The organism is Bacillus sp. OTU2372 (assembly GCF_038440275.1).
Classification (GTDB): Bacteria; Bacillota; Bacilli; order Bacillales; family Cytobacillaceae; genus Neobacillus; species Neobacillus bataviensis_B.
In genome coordinates, this window is record NZ_JASATK010000004.1 from 154,036 (window position 1) to 177,408 (window position 23,373).

The following is a 23,373-nucleotide window of genomic DNA, read 5'->3' on the forward strand; positions in this document are numbered from 1 at the left end:
CATGCATCCTACAACACACCTAACTCACTATCTGTATATCTATAAATCTCTTCGATTTTTTTGCCCTTCGCTCTCGCTAATATTTCCATTCGGACAGATAACTGTTTGAGCGTAAAATTCATAATGTCATCTGGATTCCCACCGAATGCACTTACCTCCCTTCCTGCGATGCCCTCTTGATTGAGTCTAATGGCTAATGGGGTCAGCTCCCCCATTTTGGCGGCTACAAAATCGAACAGATGCGGATGTTCACAAATCAACCGCTGCAAAAGAAATGTCCCGTAACCAATATGGCGCGACTCATCTCTCTTTAAATTTCCAATTCCCTCTAACAAACCAGGCATGATTCCAGCTGTTTCAAGAGCGTTATAGAAAGAAAAATAACCAGTCTCTGCTAAAACTCCTTCAACAAACATGTTATATACCACCGATGCTTCTGCGATCGCCTCAGGGGACTGATCGGTTACTAGCCGGGCCATCGTCGTTGGCAGGATTTCATAAAAAATCTTTTGATAGGTTTCCGTATGAAAATGAGACAAATCTCCTTTCTCGCCGATCGCATTCAATACAAGCCTGAAAAACTCCGTGTGTTTCGCTTCCTCATACAAAAAGGTCGTTAAAAACATCTCCTCTTCTAACCGGCCTTCTTTGGCAATCGCCATGATAAGCGGGAGCAAATCTAAGGTTACGGCCTCCTCGCCAGCTTGGAATTGAGAAATTAAGCGGAGAATATCCTCCTGCTGCTCAGCCGTCATCGCCTTCCAATCCTTTTGGTCCAGGGTAAAATCGATATCTGCCGGATTCCAATTTCCTACCCGTTTTGCTTTTTGATAAAGGCGATATGGAAAAGAATCCTCGAGCAATCCCCTAGTACTTGTTGTTAAAATAGTCCTTCTTTCCATCCTAAAATCTCCCCCCACTATTTTTTAACTGATTACAATATCAGAAGCGGTTTGACGCAAATGGGTCTTTAAAATCTTACCAACCCCGTTTCGCGGCAATGCCTCAAGAAAAATGACTTTTCTCGGTGTTTTGTTTTTTGCCAAATGATCCTGACAAAATTGAATTAACTCCTCCTCTGTCACATTAGAACCTGGTCTCTTCACAACACAGGCGACCAATTCCTCACCCATTCGTTCATCGGGGATACCGACCACAGCGGCTTCAAACACTTCTTCATGACCATTTAAGATTTCTTCCACATCGCGCGGGTAAACATTAAAACCGCCGCGAATAATCAGATCCTTTTTACGGTCGACAATATACACGTAACCTTCGTCATCCACCCGCGCCATGTCTCCGGTATATAACCAGGAATCTTTTAACACACGGTTTGTTTCTTGCTGATTTTGATAGTATCCAGGCGTAACATTATCACCGCGGACGACTAATTCACCTACTTCACCCGCTGGAACTTCTAAACCGTTTCCATCCACAATTTTGATTTCGACCCCTGGGATGGGTACACCGACAGATCCCGGTTTAATTTCGATTCGTTTGCTATGTGCGGTCACAACCGGGGCGGCCTCCGATAATCCGTAGCCCTCAAGCACCTTTGCACCGAACTTTTGCTCAAAGGCATATAACAGGGCAACCGGCAGCGGTGCAGAACCCGATCCTACTGATTCCAGACTCGAAGTATCATAGTTATCGGTATTGGGATAGGAAACCATGGCATGAATCATCGCTGGTACCGCAGAAAATGTCCTTACCCGAAAGGTGTCTATCGCTTTAAAAACCTCTTTGACTTCAAAACTTGAAAAAACAACAATCGCACTGCCTGTGAGGTAGCATACATTAGAAACTGTTAAGCCATAGACATGGGCAAGCGGCAGGACCCCCAAGGTGGTGCCCCGCTCTGTTTCATTGTGCTTCGCTGAATTTTGCGCATTGGAAAATAAGTTTTTATGAGTTAACAGCACTCCTTTTGGATTTCCCGTTGTCCCTGAAGTGTACAAGATAACCGCTGTATCGTCGGCTTTTCCGTCGTCTATAAATTCTTTTTCAACAGGGACCAACAAATCGTAAAAGTTGGTTATATGCTCATTTGATGGGAGATCGGATAAAATGACGGCTGGTCTTTCCGGCAGAGCTTCCATTGATTTTTCGACATTTTGAAGGACATATGATGAGGTTATGACTGCTTTAGCAAGGGAGTTTCGGGCAATATAGTGAAGTTCCTTTGGGTGTAGTGTGAACATGACTGGTACGATGATGGCCCCTGCCCTGGTTATTCCTTGATAGGCGAAAAGGACTTCCGGGCTGTTTGGCATACAAACGATGACCCGGTCACCCTTTTCAATCCCGATTCTTCGCAATCCTGCTGCCAATTGGTCTGCATATCGCTTAGTTTCTACGTTTGTGTAGGTTTTTTCCTTGAAAAATAGAAACGGATATTCACCAAAATCCGTGATATTTCTTTCCAGTAGATCTCTTAGCTTCACGAAATCCACTCCTTTTATAGAAGAATTTATAACGAAAAATACTCTACCAGCGAACCATTGCGGTTAAAGCTGACTTTTTGCCTTGTTTCCAGTAAGTCTAAATGACCTTGGATTTGCGATAACCCTAAAAAGACGGTTTTCCCCTTCAAACGAGGATACATTTCCTGGCAAATCTCAAAAATACTTTTTCGATTATCAGCAAGGATAGCTAATATCTGCTCACAGCGTTTTTCTTGCTCTTGCAATCTTGTCTGAATTAACTCTTTATGGTTCGTAAAGTGATCTCCATGTCCAGGGTAAATGGTGTTGAGCGGAAGACGGCTAACTTTTTCTAAAGAGTTCCGATATTGTAATAACGGCTTAGGCCGACTTTCTCCGTCTAAAAGCGGTGGTTCAATAAAGGCATTAACAGAAAACGCTTTTATTAAATGATCACCTGCAAACGAATCACCCGTTTCATGGTTCCACATTAATATGTCAGATTGGCTGTGCCCCGGAACATGAATCACTTCAAACCGTTTACCTCCAATTAAAACTGTATCACCTTCCTTTACATAGCTAACATTTCCCCAGTTTTCTTCTTTAAAATGTCGCTGAACAATATGTTTAGATGGATCTGCCCCACATGACTGGAGAAAATCCTGAAAAAACTGCTGGTCTTTTTCAAACTTATCGAGACTTGAATTGATCCATCCCTTCCCTTGTTCGTGAACAAAGATAGGAAGATCTGTTTCAGCTTGAATATAAGGAATGCCTCCCGCATGATCGATATGGATGTGGGTAAGAACGATTTTGTCTAGGTCACGCAAGGTTACGCCATGTTTATGTAGTTTTGTCTTTAGTTGTTGAAAGGACTCTTTGCCGGGATTCCCTGTATCGATTAAAGTGATGGTATCGCCAATAGCTAAAAAGGCATTAACTGTTCCTTCGGCGAAGTCGGTATCCAATACAAGAGGAATAATTTCTAACAAAAGATGCCCCTCCCTTCTGTAACCACTTAAGGCCCTGTCTGCTAACAAAATTATATATGTCAATTGAGCTACTATTATGATTAGGTTAAATCGGCCTGTGACATTCATTTCTGCCCCCCGGCCTTTACTTGACACGAGGGGCAGAAACGGTCATACCGTTCATTGTGGCAAAAGCCAATCTACTATTTTGTTACTTTAATAGGAACAATTTTTCCATCTTCAATTGCGGCAACCTCTAGATCACCATCAAAACCGCCGCCGGCAAATTTACTAAATTGATAGATTCTTACATTCTCAGGTATATTACTCACGCCATCCTGCATATGAGCTTGAATCTTTTCAGCGTCGTCTACCGAACCGGCAGCTTTCATTGCCTCGACAAAGATGTACGTAGCAATATAATTGAGTCCAGCTTCCGAACCTGGGTTCTCACCATATTCTTCCTTATACTTTTTCACGAAATCAGGAATCGCCTCACTATTAGTTGATTCTACTAACGGCATAACACCAATTGAGCCATTTAAGAGATCATAAGAACCAGTTACCGCCTTCATTTCGTCAAATTTTGCCTGGTCCATAACAATGAAACCGCCTTTAAATCCAAGTTCCCTTGCCTGCTTCGCTACTTTGGCGGTTGGTTCAGAAGCACCACCAATAAATAATACATCCGGCTTTCCTTTTAAGGCATTCGTAACGGTTGTAAAGAAATCTGTTTCCTTAGCAAAATCAATCGAGCTATTGTAAACGACCTTACCGCCTTGTTTTTCCCAGTAGGCCTTCAGTTTAGTAGACCAATCTTTTCCGTATTGGGAGGAGGTTGGAAGAAAGGCAATCTTCTTTCCAAACTTTTTCATGGAATAGTCTGTAAATGGTTTTAAATAGCCATCATACCGAGGTGGAATGCGAACGGTCAGATTGTTGCCAACTTCTGACACCTTAGGCTCACTTGTATATGCTCCTATTAAAAATTTATCTTGTTGGTTAAAAACCTGGAGGGCAAATACACCGCCTGAGTGCGGGGTGAAAATAATCGGTGTTTTATTTTCCTGAATAAGTCTCTTGGCGTTTGCACCGGCTTCATTTGGTAAATATTTATCGTCCAATGAAACGATATTTAATTTGTATTTTTTTCCGCCGACTTCAAATCCGCCTTCGCTGTTAATCTCCTCGGCCGCCATCTTTACGCCATTTAAAGTGCGCTTTCCATAGAAGGCTGCAGGTCCGCTTAGTGGCCCCGTATAACCAATGTTTACCGTTCCTGCACCTTCTGTTTTACTGCCATCAGCACTAGATTGTTTGGTGTTAGCTGTTTGCTCATCTTTGCTGCTGCAAGCTGCCAAACTGAAAATCACGATAAAGAATACTGTCATCATAAAAAGAGACTTCATTCTTCCCATTCATTTTCCCCCTTCTACTTTTTCAATCTTGCCAAACAGTTAAGTGATGAAAAGTCTTCATCACCCCCTTTTACTAGGCAGTGTTTATTGCGAACTAGTAATACACCAAATCCTTAGGCACCAATGTAAGCTTTTCTCACCTCATCATTCGCGAACAATTCCTCAGATGTACCATTCAGTACAATTGTACCGCTTTCAAAAACATACCCTTTATCGGCAATTTTTAAGGCGGCATTCGCGTTTTGTTCAGCCAAAAGAATGGTGGTTCCCTCCTGATTAATCCGCTGAATCACCTCAAACATCTGCTCGACAATCAAAGGAGCAAGCCCCACCGATGGCTCATCAAGGAGCATCAGCTTAGGTTTTGACATCAGCGTTCTGCCAATAGCGAGCATCTGCTGCTGGCCGCCGCTAAGCAAACCAGCTGCATCATTTCTTTTTTCCTTTAAAATAGGAAATAGTTCATATACATGTTCAAGTGACTGTTTCAATTCCTCTTTTTTACGGCGGTGAACAAAAGCACCCATTTTCAGGTTTTCCTGCACCGACATGGCCGAAAACAATTTCCTTCCTTCCGGACATTGACCAATTCCAAGCTGGACAATTTGATCTGCAGAGTGCCTGTTTATTTTTCTAGAGTCAAAAACAATCTCCCCCGCAGACGGCTTGTTAAGACCGCTTATCGTACGAAATACTGTGCTTTTTCCGGCGCCATTTGCACCCAGCAGTACAACGATTTCCCCGGCCTTGACTTCTATATTCACATCATGAACGGCTGTAAAGCTGCCATATTTAACAGTGATATGTTTTAAACTAAGCAATGGCGCTTCCCCCTAAATATGCTTTTATCACCGTTTCATTACTGCGGATTTCTTCCGGTCTTCCTTCTGCAATCTTCTCTCCGTAGTTAAGTACCATAATTTTATCGGCAATCTTCATAATCATTTGCATCTTGTGTTCAATCAAACAAACCGTAATCCCCTTACCAGCCATTTTTTTCATTAGCTCGGCCAGCCCTTCTGTTTCATCAGGGTTGACTCCTGCCGCGGGTTCATCGAGAAAAACAATATCCGGATCGGTTGCTAAGGCTAGCGCAAATGCTGTCCGTTTTTTCTCCTCTTGTGTTAAATTACCGACCAATTTATTCGCTGCATTTTTTAATTCAACAAATTCCAGCACTTCCATAGCTTTTTCACGACATTGGGCCTCCTCCCTAGTTAAACGCGGGGTACGTAAAATGGCGTCTAATAGGTTGGATTTAGTCCGTAGGCGGTGGCCGACAATAACATTATCTAGTACTGTTGATTGCTCAAATAGATTAGTAGTTTGAAATGTCCTGGCCACACCCATCTCCGCTATTTTATTGGAAGGCAAACTAGAAATATCCTGCCCCTTATAAATAACCTTGCCTGAACTTGGGCGATGAAATCCGCTAATTAAATTGAAAAAAGTGGACTTACCTGCACCATTTGGACCAATAATGGCATTAATTTTCCCTTGTTCAATTGTAAAATCGACATTATTTACCGCGACTAAACCACCGAACCGTTTGGTTAAATTCCTTGTTTCCAAAAAATTCATTCTATCCCTCCTTAACCTGCTTTTCAGGAAGGAGCTCCGTCTGGAGATATGATTTTCCCCTTACCCGTTCTTTCTTTGCCTTCCGATTTGTATTCCAGGTTGAAACTGCCCCGACAAGTCCGCGTGGATAAAAAATAATCAGCAATGTTAACACAGGACCAAAGATAAGCATCCTGTTCTCTTGGAAATCTTGCAGGTATTGTGAGAGCCACACAATAATCAGTGTTCCCACAATCGGACCACTCAACGTTCCGATTCCTCCTACTAGTAAGTAGGTAAGTAAATCGAAGGTAATAGAAATGGAGCCTATATCCGGCCCGATAAACCGGACAAATGAAGCATAAAGGGCTCCTGACAGGCCAGCAAACAAGGTGGATAAAACGAATACCGTCAATTTGTTTTTCATCGTTGATATCCCGATCGTCTGGGCCAATTCTTCGCTATTTCTTATGGCAATATAGGTCCTTCCTGATAAGGAATGAATAATTCGGTACATTATGAGAACAACCAGGAGCAGAAAAAACAGGACTAGATAATAATAGGAAACCTCGGTTTCAAAGGTAATCGGTCCAATACCCGCAGGTGCCGGTATTCCAATCAGACCTCGAACTCCTTCCGTTAAACTTTCCCATTTATCAATAACAAGATAGATAATATATCCGAGGCAGAGTGTATAGATGGCAAAAAAATGTTCCTTTGTCCTTAATGCGATTAATCCGACGAACAGTCCTATTAAACTCGTAATCAACAGTGATAATAGAAACGCAAGCCAGAAATTCATTCCAGCTTTAACCGTTAAGATGCCTAATGAATACGCGCCAATTGCAAAGAAACCAGCATGTGCCAATGATAGATAACCGGTATAACCTGCTAACAGGTTTAAACCATATACACCTATCATCCAGATGAAGGATGTCGTCATGATGTGGATCAAATAATTGTTGTCACTTAGTAGTGGAAAAATGATGGTAAGTAGAATGCATGCAATAATAATATTTCTTTTCGTCAATGCTTTTATCATGAATAGCCCCCCTTTGAAAACAGACCGGTTGGCTTGACTGTTAATATAATGACAAGGATTACGAACGCAATAATGTCCTTATAGTCGTTGGAAATATAGGTCGCCCCTAGGCTTTCACTAAAGCCTAATATATAACCGCCCACAATGGCTCCCGGAATACTTCCCATCCCCCCAAGGATGATAATTACAAAGGCTTTTAAAATAACCAGCTGACCCATTCCCGGAAATACTAGGTTAATAGGGGCTGAGAGAGAGGCAGCAATCGCCGCTAACCCACCTGAAATCATAAAGGTGAGCATTGCTACTTTGTTGGTGTTGATGCCAACAAGATTCGCTCCTTCTCGGTTTTGTGACATGGCAATTATTGTCGAACCAGTAAAGGTCTTTTTTAAGAACACGTATAGTAGAAGCATGACGACCAGCGCTGCCATAACAATGAGGATTCGCTGCATCGTTATCGTTAATCCAAGAATTTGTACAACCTGCCCGTATGGTGTCGACATACTTTGGTATTCAGCCCCCCAATAATACTGAGCAAAAGCTTCCAAAAATAATAGAATTCCAATGGCAGCTATCTTATCATGGATGGGCGGTGCCTCCCGAAGGGGATGAAAAACTAATCGTTCCATTAATACACCGATGAGGCCAACCAAAATGATCGAGATGAAAATGGCGATCCAATAATGGAGACCGAATTTAGTCATCATCATGAGGGTTATGTATCCGCCCATCATGTATAATGCGCCGTGAGCAAAATTTGGAATATGTAAAATTCCATAAACTAACGTTAAACCAAGTGCTACGAGTGCATAAACACTTCCAATCGTTAATCCATTAAACAGCTGCTGAATAAAAATCTCCATAGCTCTCCCCCTTTGTATTATTAAACAGCTTGTGAGGAGCCTTACTAATGCGGCCTGCTCCCCACATGATGAGGAAACTATTTACGTTAATTTTGCGCTTTCACTTTCTCCTCTTCCTGAAGGGTGCGCCATAAAATCTTACCGCTTGATGTCATTAGGAATTGCTTTCTAAATTCAATCTGCCTAGGGTATTTATAAGCGGCCATATTCTGTTTTGCCCATTTAATTATTTCATCCTCGCTAATTTCCCCTTCAAATCCCTCATTTAAAATAACAAATGCTTTTACAGTTTCGCCTCTTCTTGGATCAGGGACACCCACAACACATGCCTGTTGAATCGCCGGATGTTTATAAAGGTAGGATTCTACTTCTGTTGGCCAAACTTTGAAACCGGAGGCATTAATCATTCTTTTTACCCGGTCCACAATGAAGAAATATCCCTCTTCGTCATAACGGCCAATATCGCCCGTTCTAAAAAACTTTTTCCCATCGATATCAATAAACGAGTTTCTATTTTCGTCATCGCGGTTATAATAACCGACCATTACCTGTGGCCCGTTCACGATGATTTCCCCGACTTCTCCTACACCAAGTTCTTTCCCTGTGGCTGGTTCTATGACTCTGGCATCCACATCAAAGGAAGGAATCCCAAGACATTGCATTTTTGGTCGATCAGGTGGATTGAAATGGGTCTGGGCAATGGTTTCAGATAGGCCATACCCTTCGACAAACCGTAATCCTGATAGTTTAAACAATTTTTCGCCAACTGCCTCAGGTAAAGCTGCGCCCCCACCTGAAATAGAGGTTAATGTAGCAATATCCTCCTTCTTCAGATTAGGATTGGCCAGAAAGTCGACGATCATTGTGGCAATTGTCACCCAATGGGTACAGCCTAAATTTTTAATCAATTCCACAGCTGCATCACGGTTCCATCTTGTTAAAATGACCATGGTACTGCCGCTAAAAATTGGCATGTGCATACTATGGACCATACCGGTTACGTGGAAGAGCGGCAGTGTCATTAAATGCACGGCATTAGGAGTGGTTGAAGACCAGTGATATGCCCCCACCGTGTTGGCATTAACTGTCCGGCTTGTATGCATACAACCTTTTGGCAATCCCGTGGTTCCGGAAGTGTATGGCAGGCAGGCAAGGTCGTCTCCCTTGGCTGTATGTACAGAAGGGGTTAGGTCGGCAGCAATTGCCTGATTCCAAAGATAGTGTCCATGCTGCGTAAAATTGAATCTAGGTGCTTCCACTTCTTTTGGCAGCATTCCCTCAAACCCATCACCTGCATAATCGGAATATGCTGCGATTACCAAATTTTTCAAGGAAGTTTTCCCAAACAGTGGACCGACACGGTCGAATAATTCTTGGCCGGCTAGTGCCGTCTTGATTCCACAATCACGCACATAAAATTCTAGTTCATCAGCAACCAGCATGGGATTAATCGGGACGACAACTGCATTGGCTCTGAGGATTGCATAATAACCAATCACAAATTGCGGTGAGTTCTGCATGAAGAGCAAGACCTTATCACCAGGACGCACGCCAAGCTTGTGCTCTAGGTATCCTGCGAGCGCATTTACCTCTGCATCCAACTGCTCATATGTTATTTTGTTGCCATAGTAAAAAATAGCAGCCTGATCCGGATAACGGTTTGCACTTACTTTGAGGTTGTCATACAGAGAAGTGGAGGGAACTTTTAAAGATTTAGGGATTTTAGGCCAGAATTCATAATGAAGAGTTACCATTGACATATCTCCTTATTTTTCAGTTGTAAACGCTGCCATTTTATAAATGCCGTTTAGAATCATATTGACGAATATCTCGACAACCTGTTCCTCAGATTGCTCACCATCGGGGTTAAACCAGTAATAACTCCAATTCGTAATCCCGAGAATCCCCATTGTTATAATATCGGGATGTAATCCTTGTTTGAATTCACCCTGCTGTATGCCATCTTCGATTAATTTTTGGGTATTTTTGCGAAACTCACTTCTTTTTTCCTTTATTTCATTAATATATTTATCACTTAAATGCCGCATTTCTCTTGTAAAAATTCGTGCACTCTGCCGCTCGGTTCTTATATTTCGAATCAACAGCCGGACAATTTCATAAAGTTTTTGAGTATAAGTAGTCTTATGGTTTTGTTTGTTTTTTCCCTGCTGCTGTACAAGTCCTTCAATAGATAAGATGGATATCCTTAAGCAGCTCTTCTTTACTGTTAAAATAATAGTAAAAGGTCCCCTTCGTCACCCCCAGCAATTGAACAATATCCTGCACAGATGTTGATTTAAATCCATTTTGATCAAACAACTGGATCCCTGTTTCTATTAATTTTTGCTTCATAGGATTGTTCCTTTCGGCTATGCGCCTGGAGGAGCACCACCGTGTCCTCCTGTAAAGCGCTTTTTAGGTGCCTTTTGGATAGAATAGCTATTCGCGTTCAATGATGGTGGCGATTCCCTGACCGCCGCCGATACAAGCTGTTATCAGGGCAAATCGACCACAGGATCTCTGTAATTCATAGACAGCTTTGGTAACGAGGATTGCACCGGTTGCCCCGAGCGGGTGTCCGTGGGCGATTGCTCCGCCGTTAACATTGACCTTTGCTAGATCCATTTCTAGTTCTCGGTTACAGGCTAGAACTTGGGCGGCGAAGGCTTCATTAATTTCAATTACATCCATCTCTGCTAGAGTTAGGCCGGATTTTTTCAGCACCTTTTTAACGGCAGGTACAGGTCCAATTCCCATAATGTTCGGGTCAACTCCAGCAACAGCATAGTCGCGGATAACTGCCAGCGGTGTTAGATTTAACTCTTCGGCCTTTTCCCTCGACATAATGACAAGGGCTGATGCGGCATCATTTAAGCCTGAGCTATTGCCTGCTGTCACTGTTCCACCTTTTTTAAATGCGGACGGGAGTGTCGATAATGCTTCTAAAGTGGTTTGCGGCCTTGGATGTTCGTCTGTTTTAAACAAAATCGGCTCGCCCCTTTTGACCGGGATGGTGATGGGAACGATTTGTTCATCAAAGCGACCCTCGCTCATGGCCCGAGCCATCCGCTGTTGGCTGTGATAGGCAAATTGATCTTGTTCTTCTCTGGTAATTCCGTATTTTTCAACCAGGTTTTCGGCGGTAATCCCCATTGGCGGGTCGCCAACTTCTTTTGGGGAGAGCTGCGATCTGCGAAAGTTCGGCGGCATCGGACTGTATGGTTTTTCAGGACGGTCCATTAAATACGGCGCCCTGCTCATGCTTTCAGTTCCCCCGGCAATATACACATCCCCGTCTCCCGCACGGATTGCTTGAGCAGCAAGATTGATTGCGTTGATTCCCGAGCCGCACTGTCTATCAACGGTTAGTCCCGGTAAATCGATAGATAGCCCTGTCTGTAAAGCTGTTAATCTAGCAATATTCCCTCCGCCGGAAAGGACGTTGCCAAAAATAACATCATCAATGATTTCCGGATTTATATTTGCTCTTTTTACCGCTTCCTTGATCGCTTCCGCCCCAAGTATATGGGCAGGCACACTTGCTAAGGCGCTTCCTTGTCTGCCAATGGCAGTCCTGACCGCTGAAACGATGACTGCATCTCTTTTCATTTAGCTGTTCTCCCCCTTATAATAAGTTGTTTTGACCTCCGCCAGAATGTTTTTATACTAACTTCTAAGCGACCTCCGAAGACCTTTTTTCTCTTTTCCGCTCAATTAAGTATCTTTTTCAAAAATTAAATCGTCTCTCGCAAATCGGAGTGCTTTATCCACAAATTGGCTTATCTTATCCGCAATATAGAGACGCTTATCCACAAATTGGCGCCTCTCTCGCAAGTTATCTCACTACATCCGCAAATTACATTGCATGCGCTCCGCCATCCACCACTAAAACATCTCCGGTCACAAAATCCGAAGCAGGCGATGCTAAAAACAACGCTACCCCCTTCATATCCGTATCAGAGCCAAACTTTCGTAACGGTGTCCCTTCGAGAATTGCCTCCCCGCCTAAATCCAAGAGCCCTTTCGACATCTTCGTTGGGAAGAAACCTGGCGCAATCGCATTCACATAAATTCCTTTTGGTCCCCATTTCACCGCCAAATCCTTCGTAAACGTAATAACGGCCCCTTTACTGGTGTTATAGCCTATCGCATTCATCACCTTTGGATTGCTGCCCTTTAATCCGGCAACAGAGGCGATATTAATGATTTTTCCAGAGTTCTGTTCGAGCATAACTTTCCCAACCGCCTGGGACATCAAGAACGTGCCCGTCACATTCACATTCATTACCTTTTGCCACGCCTCAAGCGGCATCTCCTCAACAGGTGCCCCCCACGAAGCACCGCTGTTATTAACGAGAATGTCAATCCGGCCAAACTTTTCAACCGTCCGCTCGACAACATTCCGGACATCCTCGGGGTTGGAGACATCGCATTTCAAAGCAAGGCTTTCCACGCCAAGCTTTTTCAACCCTTCACTAACTTCCTCACACGCCTCCAATTTACGGGAACAGACCACGACATGTGCCCCTGCCTCCGCAAATCCTTCGGCAATCTGTTGGCCAAGTCCCCTGCCGCCGCCTGTTACAATGGCCACTTTTCCTGTTAAATCAAACAGTTGTTTTATATGCATCGTTTATCCCCCTAATTAAATATCATCGATATTTCTTTAATTCATATCTGGCAATCGCCCGCTTATGGACTTCATCCGGACCATCAGCTAATCGTAATGTCCGGATATTCGCCCAGCTTGCAGCAAGCGGTGTATCCTCACTTACACCGGCAGCGCCAAATGCTTGAATCGCACGGTCAATAATTTTCAGCGCCATATTAGGGGCAATCACCTTAATCATCGCAATCTCGGCTTTAGCCTCTTTATTCCCAACTGTATCCATCATGTACGCTGCTTTCAGCGTTAGCAATCTAGCCTGTTCAATTTCGATTCTTGCCTCGGCAATCCATTCCTGGATAACACCTTGATCAGAAAGTCTTTTTCCGAAAGCAACTCGATTTTGTACGCGCTTACACAATTCCTCGAGCGCCCTTTCAGCTGCACCAATCGTTCTCATACAATGGTGGATTCTCCCTGGTCCAAGACGTCCCTGGGCAATCGCAAAGCCCTTTCCTTCTCCCCAAAGCATATTAGAAGCTGGTACCCGGACATTTTTGTATTCGATTTCGGCATGACCATGTGGAGCGTGGTCATATCCAAACACTGGTAAAATTCTTTTAATCGTTACACCTGGAGCATCTAAAGGAACTAAAATCATCGATTGCTGTTCATGGGTCGGCGCTGATGGATCATTTTTTCCCATGACAATCGCGATCTTACAGCGGGGATCTCCTGCACCTGATGACCACCATTTCGTTCCGTTGATGACATAATCATCCCCATCACGTACAATGCTTGCTTGAATATTGGTCGCATCAGATGAAGCGACGTCAGGTTCCGTCATCGAAAAACAGGAACGGATTTCTCCGGCTAAAAGCGGCTTAAGCCATTGTTCTTTATGGGCTTCGGTCCCATAGCGAACAAGGACCTCCATATTACCGGTGTCTGGTGCGGCACAATTGAACACTTCCGGGGCAATCGCTGAACGTCCCATAATTTCACAAAGCGGTGCGTATTCCAAGTTTGTAAGACCGGCGCCAAATTCACTTTCTGGTAAAAATAAATTCCATAATCCGTATTGTTTCGCCTTTTCCTTGAGCTCCTCCATGATTGGCGGTATTTTCGAAAAAGGGTCATTTTTATCGATTTGCTCGTGATAGAGCTTTTCATTTGGGTACACATACTCATCCATAAATTCTGTCAGCTTATTTTGAAGCGCTTGGACCTTTTCGGAATAACTAAAATTCATCCATATCCCTCCTACACATACCTACTAGTCAGTATGTTGTTAACCTCATCATAATGTAAATTTTCAGAATACTCAACAGGCAACTTTCCGACAATTTCCTCACTTAAGCTATTTAAATTAACTCTATCATCATGGCCATACCTTTGCTGCCTCCGACACATAGAGACATGATTCTTTTAGAAATGGTGTAAATCTCTCTGCAACCTAGGTTGTATCGGTTGATTTCACACAAAACAAAAGCAGGTCAATATCTTGAAATGACTCGTAATATTCCGTGAAAGTCCCACTTACCGTAAAATTCCCTGCTTCACTTTCAACTGTTAGTCCTTCTGCCCGCATTCTTTCCAGCCTCTTACCCCCTGCTAGAAAGGTGACCTCATTTCCTGCCTTATCCAATAAGGCACCAAAATAACCGCCGACTGCTCCGGTACCTGCGACACCATTTTTCTTTCCCATTCCTCCCGGTTATGTATGAATCTGATAAGAGGAATCCCTCATCCTTCCATACAGCTCTATTAATCCAAAAGGTCCGGCTGTTCTTTCACAATCCGATTCCATAATGGCTGGAATTGAAACCAGCCCGCATTTGAAACTCCCACGGTTTCATAGGTTGTTCGTGCATTTTCAGCATCGATTAAAACAGGCTTCCCTGCTGCTTCAGCCAGAAGCTGTGCCTGACATGAACGCTCCATCGTAATAAACCACCAAGCTGCTTCGTCCACAGACTTTCCAACTGTCAGCAAGCCATGATTTCTTAAGATACATGCTTTATTGTTCCCGAGAGCTTTACCTATCCGTTTTCCTTCCTCAATTTCTAAAACGACACCGGTAAAATCATCATATAGAGAATGATCTTGATAAAACGCACAAGCATCTTGGGTGATGGGATCAAGGAGGCGGCCAAGGGCGGACCATGATTTTCCATAAACAGAATGTGAATGAGCTGCGGCGATAACATCAGGACGTGCAGCGTGAACTTGGGAATGGATGGCAAAGGCAGCTCGGTTAACAGGATACTTCCCTTCCACGACCATCCCGTCATGGTTACAAAGTATTAAATCGGAGGCAGAAATTTGACTGAAGTGTACACCAAACGGATTCACCCAGAAGTGGTTCTTCAACTTTGGATCACGTGCAGTGATGTGACCTGCCACTCCCTCATCAAAGCCAAACTTAGAAAACAAGCGAAAGGATGCAGCTAATTTTTGTTTTAAATGGCGCCTTTCCTCCTCAAATGAAGAAAAAACGGGCGGATTATAGCTGGCTTTCAATTTCGTGGACATGGCATCACCCTTCTTTAATGCTTAAAGTATTTATATCGAACTTCATTTCGAGGTTTCTAACATACTGATAGAAATAACCCAGCATGAAGAACGGAATCTTCCCACACGCCGGGCATATTTCAATTGTTAATTACCATATTGGTGATAGACCACTTCACCCTTTAGTACTTCATTTCCCTGCTGATTCACCGCTTGAACCTTAAAACGAAGAAGTGGCTCCTGCTTTTCAGTCAAGGTTGCTCTCAGGGTCACTACATCATTTAAAAAAACCATCCCTTTAAAACGAATCGAGTAATCCTGAATAAACCCTTCTTCATAGTAAGCAGTAAACAGCTTTGCCAAGTTGCCCATTGTCCACATCCCATGAGCAATAATCCCAGTCAGCCCTGCTTTTTTCGCCTCATCGTCAATGGTATGAATCGGGTTAAAATCACCGGAAGCTCCTGAATATTTAATCAGGTCCATCCTAGATACAGGTTCAAGCTGCACCTCTGGCAGTGACTCTCCTACTTGTAATTGTGTTAGTGTACTCATTTTACCAACACCTTCCTTACTGCTTCGGAAATCACAATCGTAGAGGTTGAGCTGAAAATGATATTTCCGGCTTTATCCTCCCCAAAGCTTTCCAATACCAAGAACCCCATCTGACCAAAGCTCCCTTTTTTCTCAAAGTAATTTTTTACCTTTGAGTAACAGTAAACCTCTTCACCCACTAATAACGGCCGCTGGTAATGGAAGGTTTGTTCCCCGTGTATCAAGCCTTTATTGGGCAAATTTAACCCTTCAATCACACCATAATCAAATACCCTTGGGAAGGTTGGCGGAGCAATATTGTTTCTGTATCGGGAAAGCCGCCCTGTTTCTTCATCAAAATAAATCGGATGAAGGTCACCGATGGCTTCCGCAAATTTCTTAACGGCTCCTCTTTCCACCGCATTTTTCACTTTGTTTGATTGCTTACCGATTTGGTCGTTAAACAACGATCTTCACCTCACCTTTTTAGCATTTTGGTCCGCCTGCGACATAGATCACCTGGCCATTAACAAACGAAGATTTTTCATCAGCAAAGAAAGCTACGGCATTGGCAATATCGGCAGGTTTTCCGCTTCGGCCAACCGGAATATTGGCCACACTTGCTTGAATTATCTGATCGAATGTGATTCCAATTCGAGCCGCTGTTTCTTTCGTCATTTCTGTCTCAATAAAGCCCGGTGCTACGGAATTAGCGGTGATGCCGTATCTTCCTAACTCAATGGCTAGTGTTTTGGTAAAGCCTTGCAAGCCGGCTTTGGCAGCAGCATAATTGGCCTGGCCGCGATTGCCGAGCGCAGAAGTAGACGAAATATTGATAATCCGCCCATATTTTTGCTCAACCATGTATTTTTGCGCTGCACGTGCGGCATTAAACGATCCTTTTAAATGGACATCCATGACCGTTTGCCAATCGGAATCTGTCATTTTAAATAACAAATTATCTCGGATAACCCCGGCGTTATTGACTAAAATATCCACCGATCCAAACGTTTCATAAACCTCTTTAAAAGCATTCTCTACTTGTTCAGCATCCACTACATTCGCAACTTTTGAATACACTTCATACCCTTTTTCTCTTAATTCACTGGTTGTTTCATTCAATGCTTCTTCATTTAAATCAATTAATGCAACTTTTGCGCCCTCTTCAGCAAAAAGTTCGACAATTCCTTTGCCAATCCCCCTGCTTCCACCTGTTACAAATACGACTCGTCCTGAAAATCTTCCTGCCATCCCTCTTCCTCCTATTTTTAAAAAGTTTAATGGATAACGCTTACATTTTTTCTATACGTATTGACCAACCTTGACATGACCTTTGATTAAATTTCGGGCAATAATCATACGTTGAATTTCATCTGTTCCGTCGTAAATTCTCCATAATCTTGCTTCACGGTACCAACGTTCAATTGGCAATTCCTTTGTATACCCCATCCCGCCATGAATTTGCAGAACCCGGTCGACCACTCGATTGCCCATATTAGAACCATATAATTTAGCCATGGATGCAAGATGCCGGTTATCTTCACCTTCGTCGAGCGTAAACGCAGCGTTCAAGACAAGCCATCTGGCAGCCTCAATTTCAACCGCAGAATCGGCAATTTGCCATTGAATGGCTTGCCGTTCGGCAATCGGTTTACCAAATGTAATCCGTTCTCTGGAATAATCAATCGCCATTTGTAATAAGCGTTCGGCAGACCCCACTGCTCTGGCTCCGACGATCCATCTTGCAAAACCAATCCATTCCAACCCAAGATTGTATCCTTTGTGTAATTCACCTAGAATGTTTTCCTCAGGGACACGAACATTATCGAATACTAACCCGGCTGGACCCCAATCACCCATCGTATGTATATACTCGGATTTCCAGCCCATATCCCGGTCAGCAATAAAACAAGTCACACCTTCACGGCCTTGTGTGGCTTGATGCCTCTCCTTATCGGTAATTGCGATTACCATAACAAAATCGGCTTCGTTTCCACCAGTTATGAAGGTTTTCTCTCCATTTAGCACCCAGTCATTTCCGTCTTTTACCGCCGTCATTTTGATATTTCTCGTATCAGAGCCAGCCCCTGGCTCTGTCATCGCAAAGCAGGATTTTTTCTCGCCATTTATTGTTGGAATTAAATATTTTTGTTTTTGTTCTTCATTGCCATAGTAGAGAATATTATCTGCTGAGCCTCCAAATGAAAATGGCACAAAGGTTTTAGAAACCTCCATTAGGACAATTGCCATCATCATCTGCCCAAGATCGGCGCCGCCATATTCCTCCGGTGTATTGATTCCCCAAAATCCTGCTTCCTTTGCCTTTAATTGCAGCTCTTTTAATTTGCCTGATGGAAGACTTGGTCTTCCTTCTCGCTCGTTTCTTAATACTTCGTTTTCAAGTGGAATGAGTTCTTTTTCTACAAATCTTCTAATTGTTTTTTGCACCATTTTTTGTTCATCGGTTAGGCGTAAATGCATTTTTTTCACTCCATTCTTAATCTTGATATCTAGTTTTTTCCTCCATAAAAGAGTATGCAAGAATAACCCAACACATACCTACCGGTTAGTATGTGTACTTTAATTTTATTCGGAAATTTCAGATAATACAAGTATTTACTAACTTTTTTGTAAAAAAAAATCCTCAGCCGCTAAAACAGCTGAGAACCTATGCCTGGCGGACTGCTTTTCTAGTAGCGCGCTCGCGTATGGTTGAAATAGCAACAGAACTTACCAGCCAAGAAATTAAACCAATGCTGATACTAAAAAGCCAATTACTAGTTTCCTGTAGAGATAGAAGGACTGTGATGACACAAATAATTCCCCCCATCATCCCATAAACGGAACCCCTGGCGATATTGGTCGCTTTCTTCGTTCCAGATGCGATTCCCACCATTATAACAGCTGTCAGCATAACAGCAGGAAAAGCAGCAAAGATGCCGGCGAGAATCTTCCATGGAGAAACGACTGTAATCAGATAACTTAAGGAAACTGCTGTCCCGCCGAGTAAAAAACGCATAAATAAATCTTGTTTATTCATGTTGCTCACCCTTTTCAATTAATGTGATGTAATTAATACGACAATAACGGAAACAGCAAACCAGCAAGCCATTGATTGCACAATACCTTTTTTCCAGCCAACCTTAGGAAGGAGATATCCTGCAAGAAGAGCCACTACTATATTAATCGCCATTCCAAAAATAGCGCCTCGTGATAACATGATGGAATGAGAAATAAGCTGACCACCATGAAAATCTAAACCAATCGTCAGTAGTGCCGCTAAATAAACAGCTGGGAAAGCTGCGAAGATTCCTCCAACCTTATCTCCTAGTTTTTTCGCAACGATTGTACAAGCGACAACAGCTAGTCCTCCTAACAGGAAACGGATCAGCAGTGCGCTTAAAGATAAATGAGCCATTTTTAGTCGCCTCTTTTGTATTGCACGTTGTATTTTGGTTTGTGATTCGAATCACAAACCAATTCATGTATTCATTGTACATCATTCCAATGAATAATCTTGTGAACACTTTATTACTGTTTTTGAAGCGGTTTCACATTCATTCTTCATCTTTAAGCACACGTCATCCTATTTTTTAACTGCGAAAGCTGGGGTTATTTTTTAAAAAGTTCTGCCATGCCCCTTTAATGCCCTGCATAATTTCTTCTCTTGTCGCTTGAAGTCGTTCCTTTGTGCCACCATAGCCGATTTCAACCTCTCCCTTTTCAAGCTCGGCAAAAATCGTGTCGGCAAAATCCGTTAACGGAGCACCAAAGGTATGTAAACCAACTCCGCCTAAATCCGTGTTGACAGCAGGAGGGAGGATTTCGATGACCTCAATGTTTGTTTCTGCCAATTGATGGCGCAGTGATGTGGTAAAAGAATGAAGCGCAGCTTTTGTTGCACTATAAACAGGCACCCAAACACCGGTCATCACCGCTAATCCGGACGTGACATTTAGTATCGCCGCCTGTGCCTGTTTTTCAAGATGAGGTGTAAACAGCATCGTTAAATGAATCGGACCGTCTACATTAATCGAAATTTCATTGCGGTAGTAATCCCAATCTTCTTTGGCATTTAAGAGATTAATTCTCTGTTGGATACCGGCATTGTTAACAATTACATTTAGTTGAGGAAATTCTTTCGTTGCCCATTCAAACAAACTGATTCTCTCGTCCTGTTTGGAAACATCACAAACCATTGTATGTATGGACGGAAATCTTTCCTTTACTTCACGCAATTTTTCTTCACGACGGCCGACAATAATCACCTCATTGCCTCTCTCTAAAAACCGCTCAGCAAAAGCAAACCCAATGCCTGATGCCCCGCCCGTAATCAAAATCGTATTTCCTGTCATCTTCATTTAAAATTCATCCTTTTTATATTTTGACTGTCTTTTTATTTTAACGTTTAGAACTTTTTTGATTCATTGAAGATTATTGACTATTTCCTCCCTTTTTTACAAATGATAAGGATGATATTCTTCTGAATATCCGTTTCAAATCCTATGATGAGGTGATTGTTGATGAGCTACAGAGACCAGTTAGATTCACAGTCGGAGCTTTTTCACTACACTTTTACGAGACCCAAGCATACGAAAGCACAGGTAAACGGTCAGACTAGAGTGTCGCAAAACCAAATCATCTTAAGGAGCAATGCTAAGGCCCATCGCTGGTAACCTAGAGTCTTGGCATCGAAACGAAATTGGTCTGTATAACGAATCGTGCAGCCAAATGGAGAAAGACCCTTTTCACATTTGAAAAAGGGTCTTTCTTTTTGCAGGAATTATTATTCTAAATGGCTTGAAAAGATAAGGTTTCAACGATATCATAAAATCTAATTACATCTTAACCAACGGAGTGACAATACCCATGTTTGAAGCTTTCACAATAAGAGATGCAGAAAAAAAGGATATGCCAATCATTATTGATATTTACAACTCCACTATTCCTGGCCGAATGGTTACAGCTGATTTAGAACCTGTTTCAGTTGAAAGCAGGCTGCAGTGGTTCTATGATCATTCACCAGTGTTTCGTCCCTTATGGGTAGTAGAAACAAACGGGGAAATTTGCGCCTGGGTCAGCTTTCAATCGTTTTATGGCAGACCTGCCTATAACGCGACCGCAGAGGTAAGTATTTATATTCATCACAATTTTCGCGGTAAAAAACTGGGCAAGTTTTTGATCCAAAAGGCAATCGATACCTGCCCTCAACTTGGGATCAAGACATTACTAGGGTTCATTTTTGGCCATAATGAACCAAGTATAAAACTGTTTACGAGCTTTGGGTTTGAAAAATGGGCTCATCTGCCAAATGTAGCAGAGTTAGATGGAGTAGAAAGGGATCTACTCATTCTTGGAAAAAGAGTATACTAAATTAATGACAACAAAGGGGTAGAAAAAGATGAGTGTACATAAGGCAATTACAGAACACGTTAACAAACAAAATAAGAAAATTAACGATTTCCTATCGCTTGACCAATTAAGAGAAATGTATATAGAAGAAGCAGTGACATTATGCAGAGAAGGAAAACCATTTACAACCGAAAAAATCAATATGGTTACAAATCAGATTAATGACCTAGCTAAACAGGGAATCATTCCTACTCGGAAATTAGTCTCAGTAGAGATGGTCAGAGAATATGCGCTGAAAAACGAATAATCTTCCATTATATAGTACATAGCTTTTTATTATTCCAAAAAAGAACATTTTCTAGTACTATATAGTAGAAATGTTTTCTATTATGCTAGGAAATTATCTTCCTAGAAAGAATATGGAGAAATGTATGGATAAAAAAAAGCTAGTTATCCTATATATAATTAGTAGTATTATTTGGATTTATGGAACAAATTATCTCGTTGAAGAATTTGTTCCTTCACCCTTTATCTGGGCTGTAGAGAGAACAAAGGAAATTCTTTATATTATGGTTACAGGTTTATTTATTTATTTTTCCTACAGTAAACAACAGGAATTAATAGATTCCCTTGAAGATCAAAACAGGCTGTCCACCCTGATCAATGCAATGGTTGATTTCGTCAACTTTAAGGATGGGGATGGCAGATGGATTGAGGCCAATGAATTTGGATTGAAATTGTTCGGACTTGAGCATGTAGATTATCGCGGGAAGAAGGACTCCGAGTTAGCGGATTATTCTGAGTTCCATAGTGATGCCCTTAGGTATTGTGAAATATCTGATGAAGAGACATGGAAGAAACGAGTCATAACGCGAATGGAAGAGGTTCTATACATGCCAGATGGGAAATTTAGGACGTTTGATACTATTAAAGTCCCTCTGTTCAATCCTGATGACAGCCGTAAAGGGTTGGTTGTGATCGGTCGTGATATTACTGAAAAAAGGGAAATGGCCAAACAACTTGCAGAAAGTCAACAGCAATATAAATCACTGTTCGAATATAGTCCGGATATTGTTTATATGCTGGATTTGGCTGGAACCATTACCAATTTAAACCCGCACTTTGACCTGATTACTGGATTCAAGCGGGAAGATGTGATAGGTCAAAACGTTTCGACTCTTTTACCAAAAAAATATAAAAAATCCCTGCCATATTTTATCCAATCAGTGGCAGATGAAGTGAAGCCGGTTATGTATGAAATTAAGATTCCTCACCGGAATGGAAATGAAATTACCCTTCAATGTACCTCTGTGCCGATTATTGTTAATGGGATCATCTCCGGAATTATTGGTTACGGCCGAGATGTAACCATCTTAAGAAAAGCGGAGGAACGGCTAAGGAGAACAGAAAAGCTGTCTGTTGTTGGGGAACTTTCCGCTAGTGTGGCACACGAGATTCGTAATCCCCTTACCTCTTTAAAAGGGTTTGTTCAGCTTTTACAAATGGAAGATGAAAAACATCAATTTTACTATCGGATTATGATGGATGAATTAGACCGGATTAATCACATTGTTGGGGAACTGCTGCTTTTAGCCAAGCCGCAGCATCTTAAATTTTCCACAACAGATATGCAAAAGCTTCTAAGTGATGTTATCTCGTTATTAAGTACGGAAGCCATTTACTATAATGTTCAAATCGTCTCTACTTTTCCGGAAGAGGAAATTTACATTGAATGCGAACCTAATCAATTGAAGCAAGTCTTTATTAATATAATTAAAAATGCGATTGAAGCTTCTATAAAAGGCGGAACAGTTGAAATTGTTATTCATTCTGCTAAAGGTGAACACGTAATGATTTCGGTGAAGGATCATGGCTGTGGAATTTCGAAGGAACGCTTAGACAAGCTTGGTGAACCATTCTACTCTTCGAAAGAAAAAGGAACCGGTCTTGGATTAACTGTCAGCTTTAAAATTGTTCAAGCTCACAATGGTATGATTCATTTTAACAGTCAAAAGAACCAAGGAACTACTGTTGACATCTCCTTGCCGATTAGGCAGGAAATCACGAAGAATGCCATTACAAATAAATAA

At 42.2% G+C, this 23,373-nt stretch carries 27 protein-coding genes; 4 read left to right on the forward strand and 23 right to left on the reverse strand.

Annotated features, from left to right (window positions below):
* Window positions 1-8: 8 nt before the first annotated feature.
* From AAHB15_RS10160 to AAHB15_RS10270, 23 genes are all read right to left on the reverse strand, one after another.
* Window positions 9-902 carry a R2-like ligand-binding oxidase gene (locus AAHB15_RS10160; RefSeq protein ID WP_335573220.1) on the reverse strand — a complete coding sequence of 298 codons (894 nt, stop codon included), beginning with the start codon at window positions 900-902 and terminating at the stop codon, window positions 9-11.
* Window positions 903-926: 24 nt separating this feature from the next.
* Window positions 927-2,444, reverse strand: coding sequence for a long-chain-fatty-acid--CoA ligase (locus tag AAHB15_RS10165; protein WP_342042327.1), 1,518 nt, complete (start codon window positions 2,442-2,444; stop codon window positions 927-929).
* Window positions 2,445-2,470: 26 nt separating this feature from the next.
* Window positions 2,471-3,415 carry an MBL fold metallo-hydrolase gene (locus AAHB15_RS10170; RefSeq protein ID WP_335573222.1) on the reverse strand — a complete coding sequence of 315 codons (945 nt, stop codon included), beginning with the start codon at window positions 3,413-3,415 and terminating at the stop codon, window positions 2,471-2,473.
* Window positions 3,416-3,597: 182 nt separating this feature from the next.
* Entirely contained in the window at window positions 3,598-4,812 is a 1,215-nt protein-coding gene (locus tag AAHB15_RS10175) for an ABC transporter substrate-binding protein (protein ID WP_335573223.1), read from the reverse strand.
* 113 nt (window positions 4,813-4,925) lie between these two features.
* Entirely contained in the window at window positions 4,926-5,633 is a 708-nt protein-coding gene (locus AAHB15_RS10180) for an ABC transporter ATP-binding protein (RefSeq protein WP_335573224.1), read from the reverse strand.
* Window positions 5,626-6,393: an ABC transporter ATP-binding protein gene (locus AAHB15_RS10185; protein ID WP_335573225.1), complete on the reverse strand. Its 768-nt coding sequence runs from the start codon at window positions 6,391-6,393 to the stop codon at window positions 5,626-5,628. The genes AAHB15_RS10180 and AAHB15_RS10185 overlap by 8 nt, the downstream gene beginning before the upstream one ends.
* A 1-nt stretch (window position 6,394) precedes the next feature.
* Window positions 6,395-7,414, reverse strand: coding sequence for a branched-chain amino acid ABC transporter permease (locus tag AAHB15_RS10190; RefSeq protein WP_335573226.1), 1,020 nt, complete (start codon window positions 7,412-7,414; stop codon window positions 6,395-6,397).
* Window positions 7,411-8,277 carry a branched-chain amino acid ABC transporter permease gene (locus tag AAHB15_RS10195; protein WP_144562020.1) on the reverse strand — a complete coding sequence of 289 codons (867 nt, stop codon included), beginning with the start codon at window positions 8,275-8,277 and terminating at the stop codon, window positions 7,411-7,413. Before AAHB15_RS10195 ends, AAHB15_RS10190 begins: the two co-directional genes overlap by 4 nt.
* Before the next feature lie 86 nt (window positions 8,278-8,363).
* Complete coding sequence (locus AAHB15_RS10200; protein WP_335573255.1) at window positions 8,364-10,031, reverse strand: long-chain fatty acid--CoA ligase; 1,668 nt, start codon at window positions 10,029-10,031, stop codon at window positions 8,364-8,366.
* Between the two features lie 12 nt (window positions 10,032-10,043).
* Complete coding sequence (locus tag AAHB15_RS10205; protein ID WP_335573256.1) at window positions 10,044-10,514, reverse strand: TetR family transcriptional regulator C-terminal domain-containing protein; 471 nt, start codon at window positions 10,512-10,514, stop codon at window positions 10,044-10,046.
* A complete protein-coding gene (locus tag AAHB15_RS10210; RefSeq protein ID WP_335573227.1) occupies window positions 10,462-10,629 on the reverse strand; it encodes a TetR/AcrR family transcriptional regulator in 168 nt (55 codons plus the stop codon). Before AAHB15_RS10210 ends, AAHB15_RS10205 begins: the two co-directional genes overlap by 53 nt.
* Window positions 10,630-10,716: 87 nt before the next feature.
* Window positions 10,717-11,886 (reverse strand): thiolase family protein, encoded by a 1,170-nt coding sequence (locus AAHB15_RS10215; RefSeq protein ID WP_335573228.1) that lies wholly within the window; start codon window positions 11,884-11,886, stop codon window positions 10,717-10,719.
* A 247-nt stretch (window positions 11,887-12,133) separates the two neighbouring features.
* Window positions 12,134-12,907 (reverse strand): SDR family oxidoreductase, encoded by a 774-nt coding sequence (locus tag AAHB15_RS10220; protein WP_335573229.1) that lies wholly within the window; start codon window positions 12,905-12,907, stop codon window positions 12,134-12,136.
* Between the two features lie 22 nt (window positions 12,908-12,929).
* Complete coding sequence (locus tag AAHB15_RS10225; RefSeq protein ID WP_335573230.1) at window positions 12,930-14,135, reverse strand: acyl-CoA dehydrogenase; 1,206 nt, start codon at window positions 14,133-14,135, stop codon at window positions 12,930-12,932.
* Between the two features lie 204 nt (window positions 14,136-14,339).
* A complete protein-coding gene (locus AAHB15_RS10230; RefSeq protein ID WP_342042328.1) occupies window positions 14,340-14,591 on the reverse strand; it encodes a ketopantoate reductase family protein in 252 nt (83 codons plus the stop codon).
* A gap of 59 nt (window positions 14,592-14,650) precedes the next feature.
* Window positions 14,651-15,418, reverse strand: a complete 768-nt coding sequence (locus tag AAHB15_RS10235; protein WP_342042330.1) for a class II aldolase/adducin family protein — start codon at window positions 15,416-15,418, stop codon at window positions 14,651-14,653.
* A 126-nt stretch (window positions 15,419-15,544) separates the two neighbouring features.
* A complete protein-coding gene (locus AAHB15_RS10240) occupies window positions 15,545-15,952 on the reverse strand; it encodes a MaoC/PaaZ C-terminal domain-containing protein (protein ID WP_335573233.1) in 408 nt (135 codons plus the stop codon).
* Window positions 15,949-16,398 carry a MaoC family dehydratase N-terminal domain-containing protein gene (locus AAHB15_RS10245; protein WP_342042332.1) on the reverse strand — a complete coding sequence of 150 codons (450 nt, stop codon included), beginning with the start codon at window positions 16,396-16,398 and terminating at the stop codon, window positions 15,949-15,951. The genes AAHB15_RS10240 and AAHB15_RS10245 overlap by 4 nt, the downstream gene beginning before the upstream one ends.
* Window positions 16,399-16,417: 19 nt before the next feature.
* Complete coding sequence (fabG, locus tag AAHB15_RS10250; protein ID WP_342042333.1) at window positions 16,418-17,182, reverse strand: 3-oxoacyl-ACP reductase FabG; 765 nt, start codon at window positions 17,180-17,182, stop codon at window positions 16,418-16,420.
* A 51-nt stretch (window positions 17,183-17,233) separates the two neighbouring features.
* The gene (locus AAHB15_RS10255; RefSeq protein WP_335573236.1) at window positions 17,234-18,412 is read right to left on the reverse strand and encodes an acyl-CoA dehydrogenase family protein; all 1,179 of its coding nucleotides are present in this window, start codon (window positions 18,410-18,412) and stop codon (window positions 17,234-17,236) included.
* A gap of 187 nt (window positions 18,413-18,599) precedes the next feature.
* Window positions 18,600-18,971, reverse strand: a complete 372-nt coding sequence (locus AAHB15_RS10260; RefSeq protein ID WP_098531607.1) for a DUF3147 family protein — start codon at window positions 18,969-18,971, stop codon at window positions 18,600-18,602.
* A gap of 18 nt (window positions 18,972-18,989) precedes the next feature.
* Complete coding sequence (locus AAHB15_RS10265) at window positions 18,990-19,349, reverse strand: DUF3147 family protein (protein WP_098531608.1); 360 nt, start codon at window positions 19,347-19,349, stop codon at window positions 18,990-18,992.
* A gap of 175 nt (window positions 19,350-19,524) precedes the next feature.
* The gene (locus tag AAHB15_RS10270; RefSeq protein ID WP_342042335.1) at window positions 19,525-20,292 is read right to left on the reverse strand and encodes an SDR family oxidoreductase; all 768 of its coding nucleotides are present in this window, start codon (window positions 20,290-20,292) and stop codon (window positions 19,525-19,527) included.
* 162 nt (window positions 20,293-20,454) lie between these two features.
* Here AAHB15_RS10270 and AAHB15_RS10275 point away from each other — a divergent pair, with 162 nt between their 5' ends.
* From AAHB15_RS10275 to AAHB15_RS10290, 4 genes are all read left to right on the forward strand, one after another.
* Window positions 20,455-20,607 carry a YpzG family protein gene (locus AAHB15_RS10275; RefSeq protein ID WP_098531610.1) on the forward strand — a complete coding sequence of 51 codons (153 nt, stop codon included), beginning with the start codon at window positions 20,455-20,457 and terminating at the stop codon, window positions 20,605-20,607.
* A gap of 193 nt (window positions 20,608-20,800) precedes the next feature.
* On the forward strand, window positions 20,801-21,304 hold the full coding sequence (locus AAHB15_RS10280) for a GNAT family N-acetyltransferase (RefSeq protein ID WP_335573238.1): 504 nt from the start codon (window positions 20,801-20,803) through the stop codon (window positions 21,302-21,304).
* Window positions 21,305-21,332: 28 nt separating this feature from the next.
* Window positions 21,333-21,590: a YpbS family protein gene (locus AAHB15_RS10285; RefSeq protein WP_335573239.1), complete on the forward strand. Its 258-nt coding sequence runs from the start codon at window positions 21,333-21,335 to the stop codon at window positions 21,588-21,590.
* Window positions 21,591-21,714: 124 nt separating this feature from the next.
* Window positions 21,715-23,373: a PAS domain-containing sensor histidine kinase gene (locus AAHB15_RS10290; RefSeq protein ID WP_335573240.1), complete on the forward strand. Its 1,659-nt coding sequence runs from the start codon at window positions 21,715-21,717 to the stop codon at window positions 23,371-23,373.

What these genes read in the sequence shown, in the direction of transcription:
- AAHB15_RS10230 (WP_342042328.1), bottom strand. Translation starts at nt 14,591, where the DNA reads ATGGGAAAGAAAAATGGTGTCGCAGGTACCGGAGCAGTCGGCGGTTAT.
- AAHB15_RS10215 (WP_335573228.1), bottom strand. Translation starts at nt 11,886, where the DNA reads ATGAAAAGAGATGCAGTCATCGTTTCAGCGGTCAGGACTGCCATTGGC.
- AAHB15_RS10280 (WP_335573238.1), top strand. Translation starts at nt 20,801, where the DNA reads ATGTTTGAAGCTTTCACAATAAGAGATGCAGAAAAAAAGGATATGCCA.
- AAHB15_RS10185 (WP_335573225.1), bottom strand. Translation starts at nt 6,393, where the DNA reads ATGAATTTTTTGGAAACAAGGAATTTAACCAAACGGTTCGGTGGTTTA.
- AAHB15_RS10255 (WP_335573236.1), bottom strand. Translation starts at nt 18,412, where the DNA reads ATGCATTTACGCCTAACCGATGAACAAAAAATGGTGCAAAAAACAATT.
- fabG (WP_342042333.1), bottom strand. Translation starts at nt 17,182, where the DNA reads ATGGCAGGAAGATTTTCAGGACGAGTCGTATTTGTAACAGGTGGAAGC.
- AAHB15_RS10195 (WP_144562020.1), bottom strand. Translation starts at nt 8,277, where the DNA reads ATGGAGATTTTTATTCAGCAGCTGTTTAATGGATTAACGATTGGAAGT.
- AAHB15_RS10270 (WP_342042335.1), bottom strand. Translation starts at nt 20,292, where the DNA reads ATGAAGATGACAGGAAATACGATTTTGATTACGGGCGGGGCATCAGGC.
- AAHB15_RS10275 (WP_098531610.1), top strand. Translation starts at nt 20,455, where the DNA reads ATGAGCTACAGAGACCAGTTAGATTCACAGTCGGAGCTTTTTCACTAC.
- AAHB15_RS10190 (WP_335573226.1), bottom strand. Translation starts at nt 7,414, where the DNA reads ATGATAAAAGCATTGACGAAAAGAAATATTATTATTGCATGCATTCTA.
- AAHB15_RS10175 (WP_335573223.1), bottom strand. Translation starts at nt 4,812, where the DNA reads ATGGGAAGAATGAAGTCTCTTTTTATGATGACAGTATTCTTTATCGTG.
- AAHB15_RS10160 (WP_335573220.1), bottom strand. Translation starts at nt 902, where the DNA reads ATGGAAAGAAGGACTATTTTAACAACAAGTACTAGGGGATTGCTCGAG.
- AAHB15_RS10200 (WP_335573255.1), bottom strand. Translation starts at nt 10,031, where the DNA reads ATGGTAACTCTTCATTATGAATTCTGGCCTAAAATCCCTAAATCTTTA.
- AAHB15_RS10290 (WP_335573240.1), top strand. Translation starts at nt 21,715, where the DNA reads ATGGATAAAAAAAAGCTAGTTATCCTATATATAATTAGTAGTATTATT.
- AAHB15_RS10240 (WP_335573233.1), bottom strand. Translation starts at nt 15,952, where the DNA reads ATGAGTACACTAACACAATTACAAGTAGGAGAGTCACTGCCAGAGGTG.
- AAHB15_RS10260 (WP_098531607.1), bottom strand. Translation starts at nt 18,971, where the DNA reads ATGAATAAACAAGATTTATTTATGCGTTTTTTACTCGGCGGGACAGCA.
- AAHB15_RS10285 (WP_335573239.1), top strand. Translation starts at nt 21,333, where the DNA reads ATGAGTGTACATAAGGCAATTACAGAACACGTTAACAAACAAAATAAG.
- AAHB15_RS10265 (WP_098531608.1), bottom strand. Translation starts at nt 19,349, where the DNA reads ATGGCTCATTTATCTTTAAGCGCACTGCTGATCCGTTTCCTGTTAGGA.
- AAHB15_RS10210 (WP_335573227.1), bottom strand. Translation starts at nt 10,629, where the DNA reads ATGAAGCAAAAATTAATAGAAACAGGGATCCAGTTGTTTGATCAAAAT.
- AAHB15_RS10220 (WP_335573229.1), bottom strand. Translation starts at nt 12,907, where the DNA reads ATGCATATAAAACAACTGTTTGATTTAACAGGAAAAGTGGCCATTGTA.
- AAHB15_RS10235 (WP_342042330.1), bottom strand. Translation starts at nt 15,418, where the DNA reads ATGTCCACGAAATTGAAAGCCAGCTATAATCCGCCCGTTTTTTCTTCA.
- AAHB15_RS10225 (WP_335573230.1), bottom strand. Translation starts at nt 14,135, where the DNA reads ATGAATTTTAGTTATTCCGAAAAGGTCCAAGCGCTTCAAAATAAGCTG.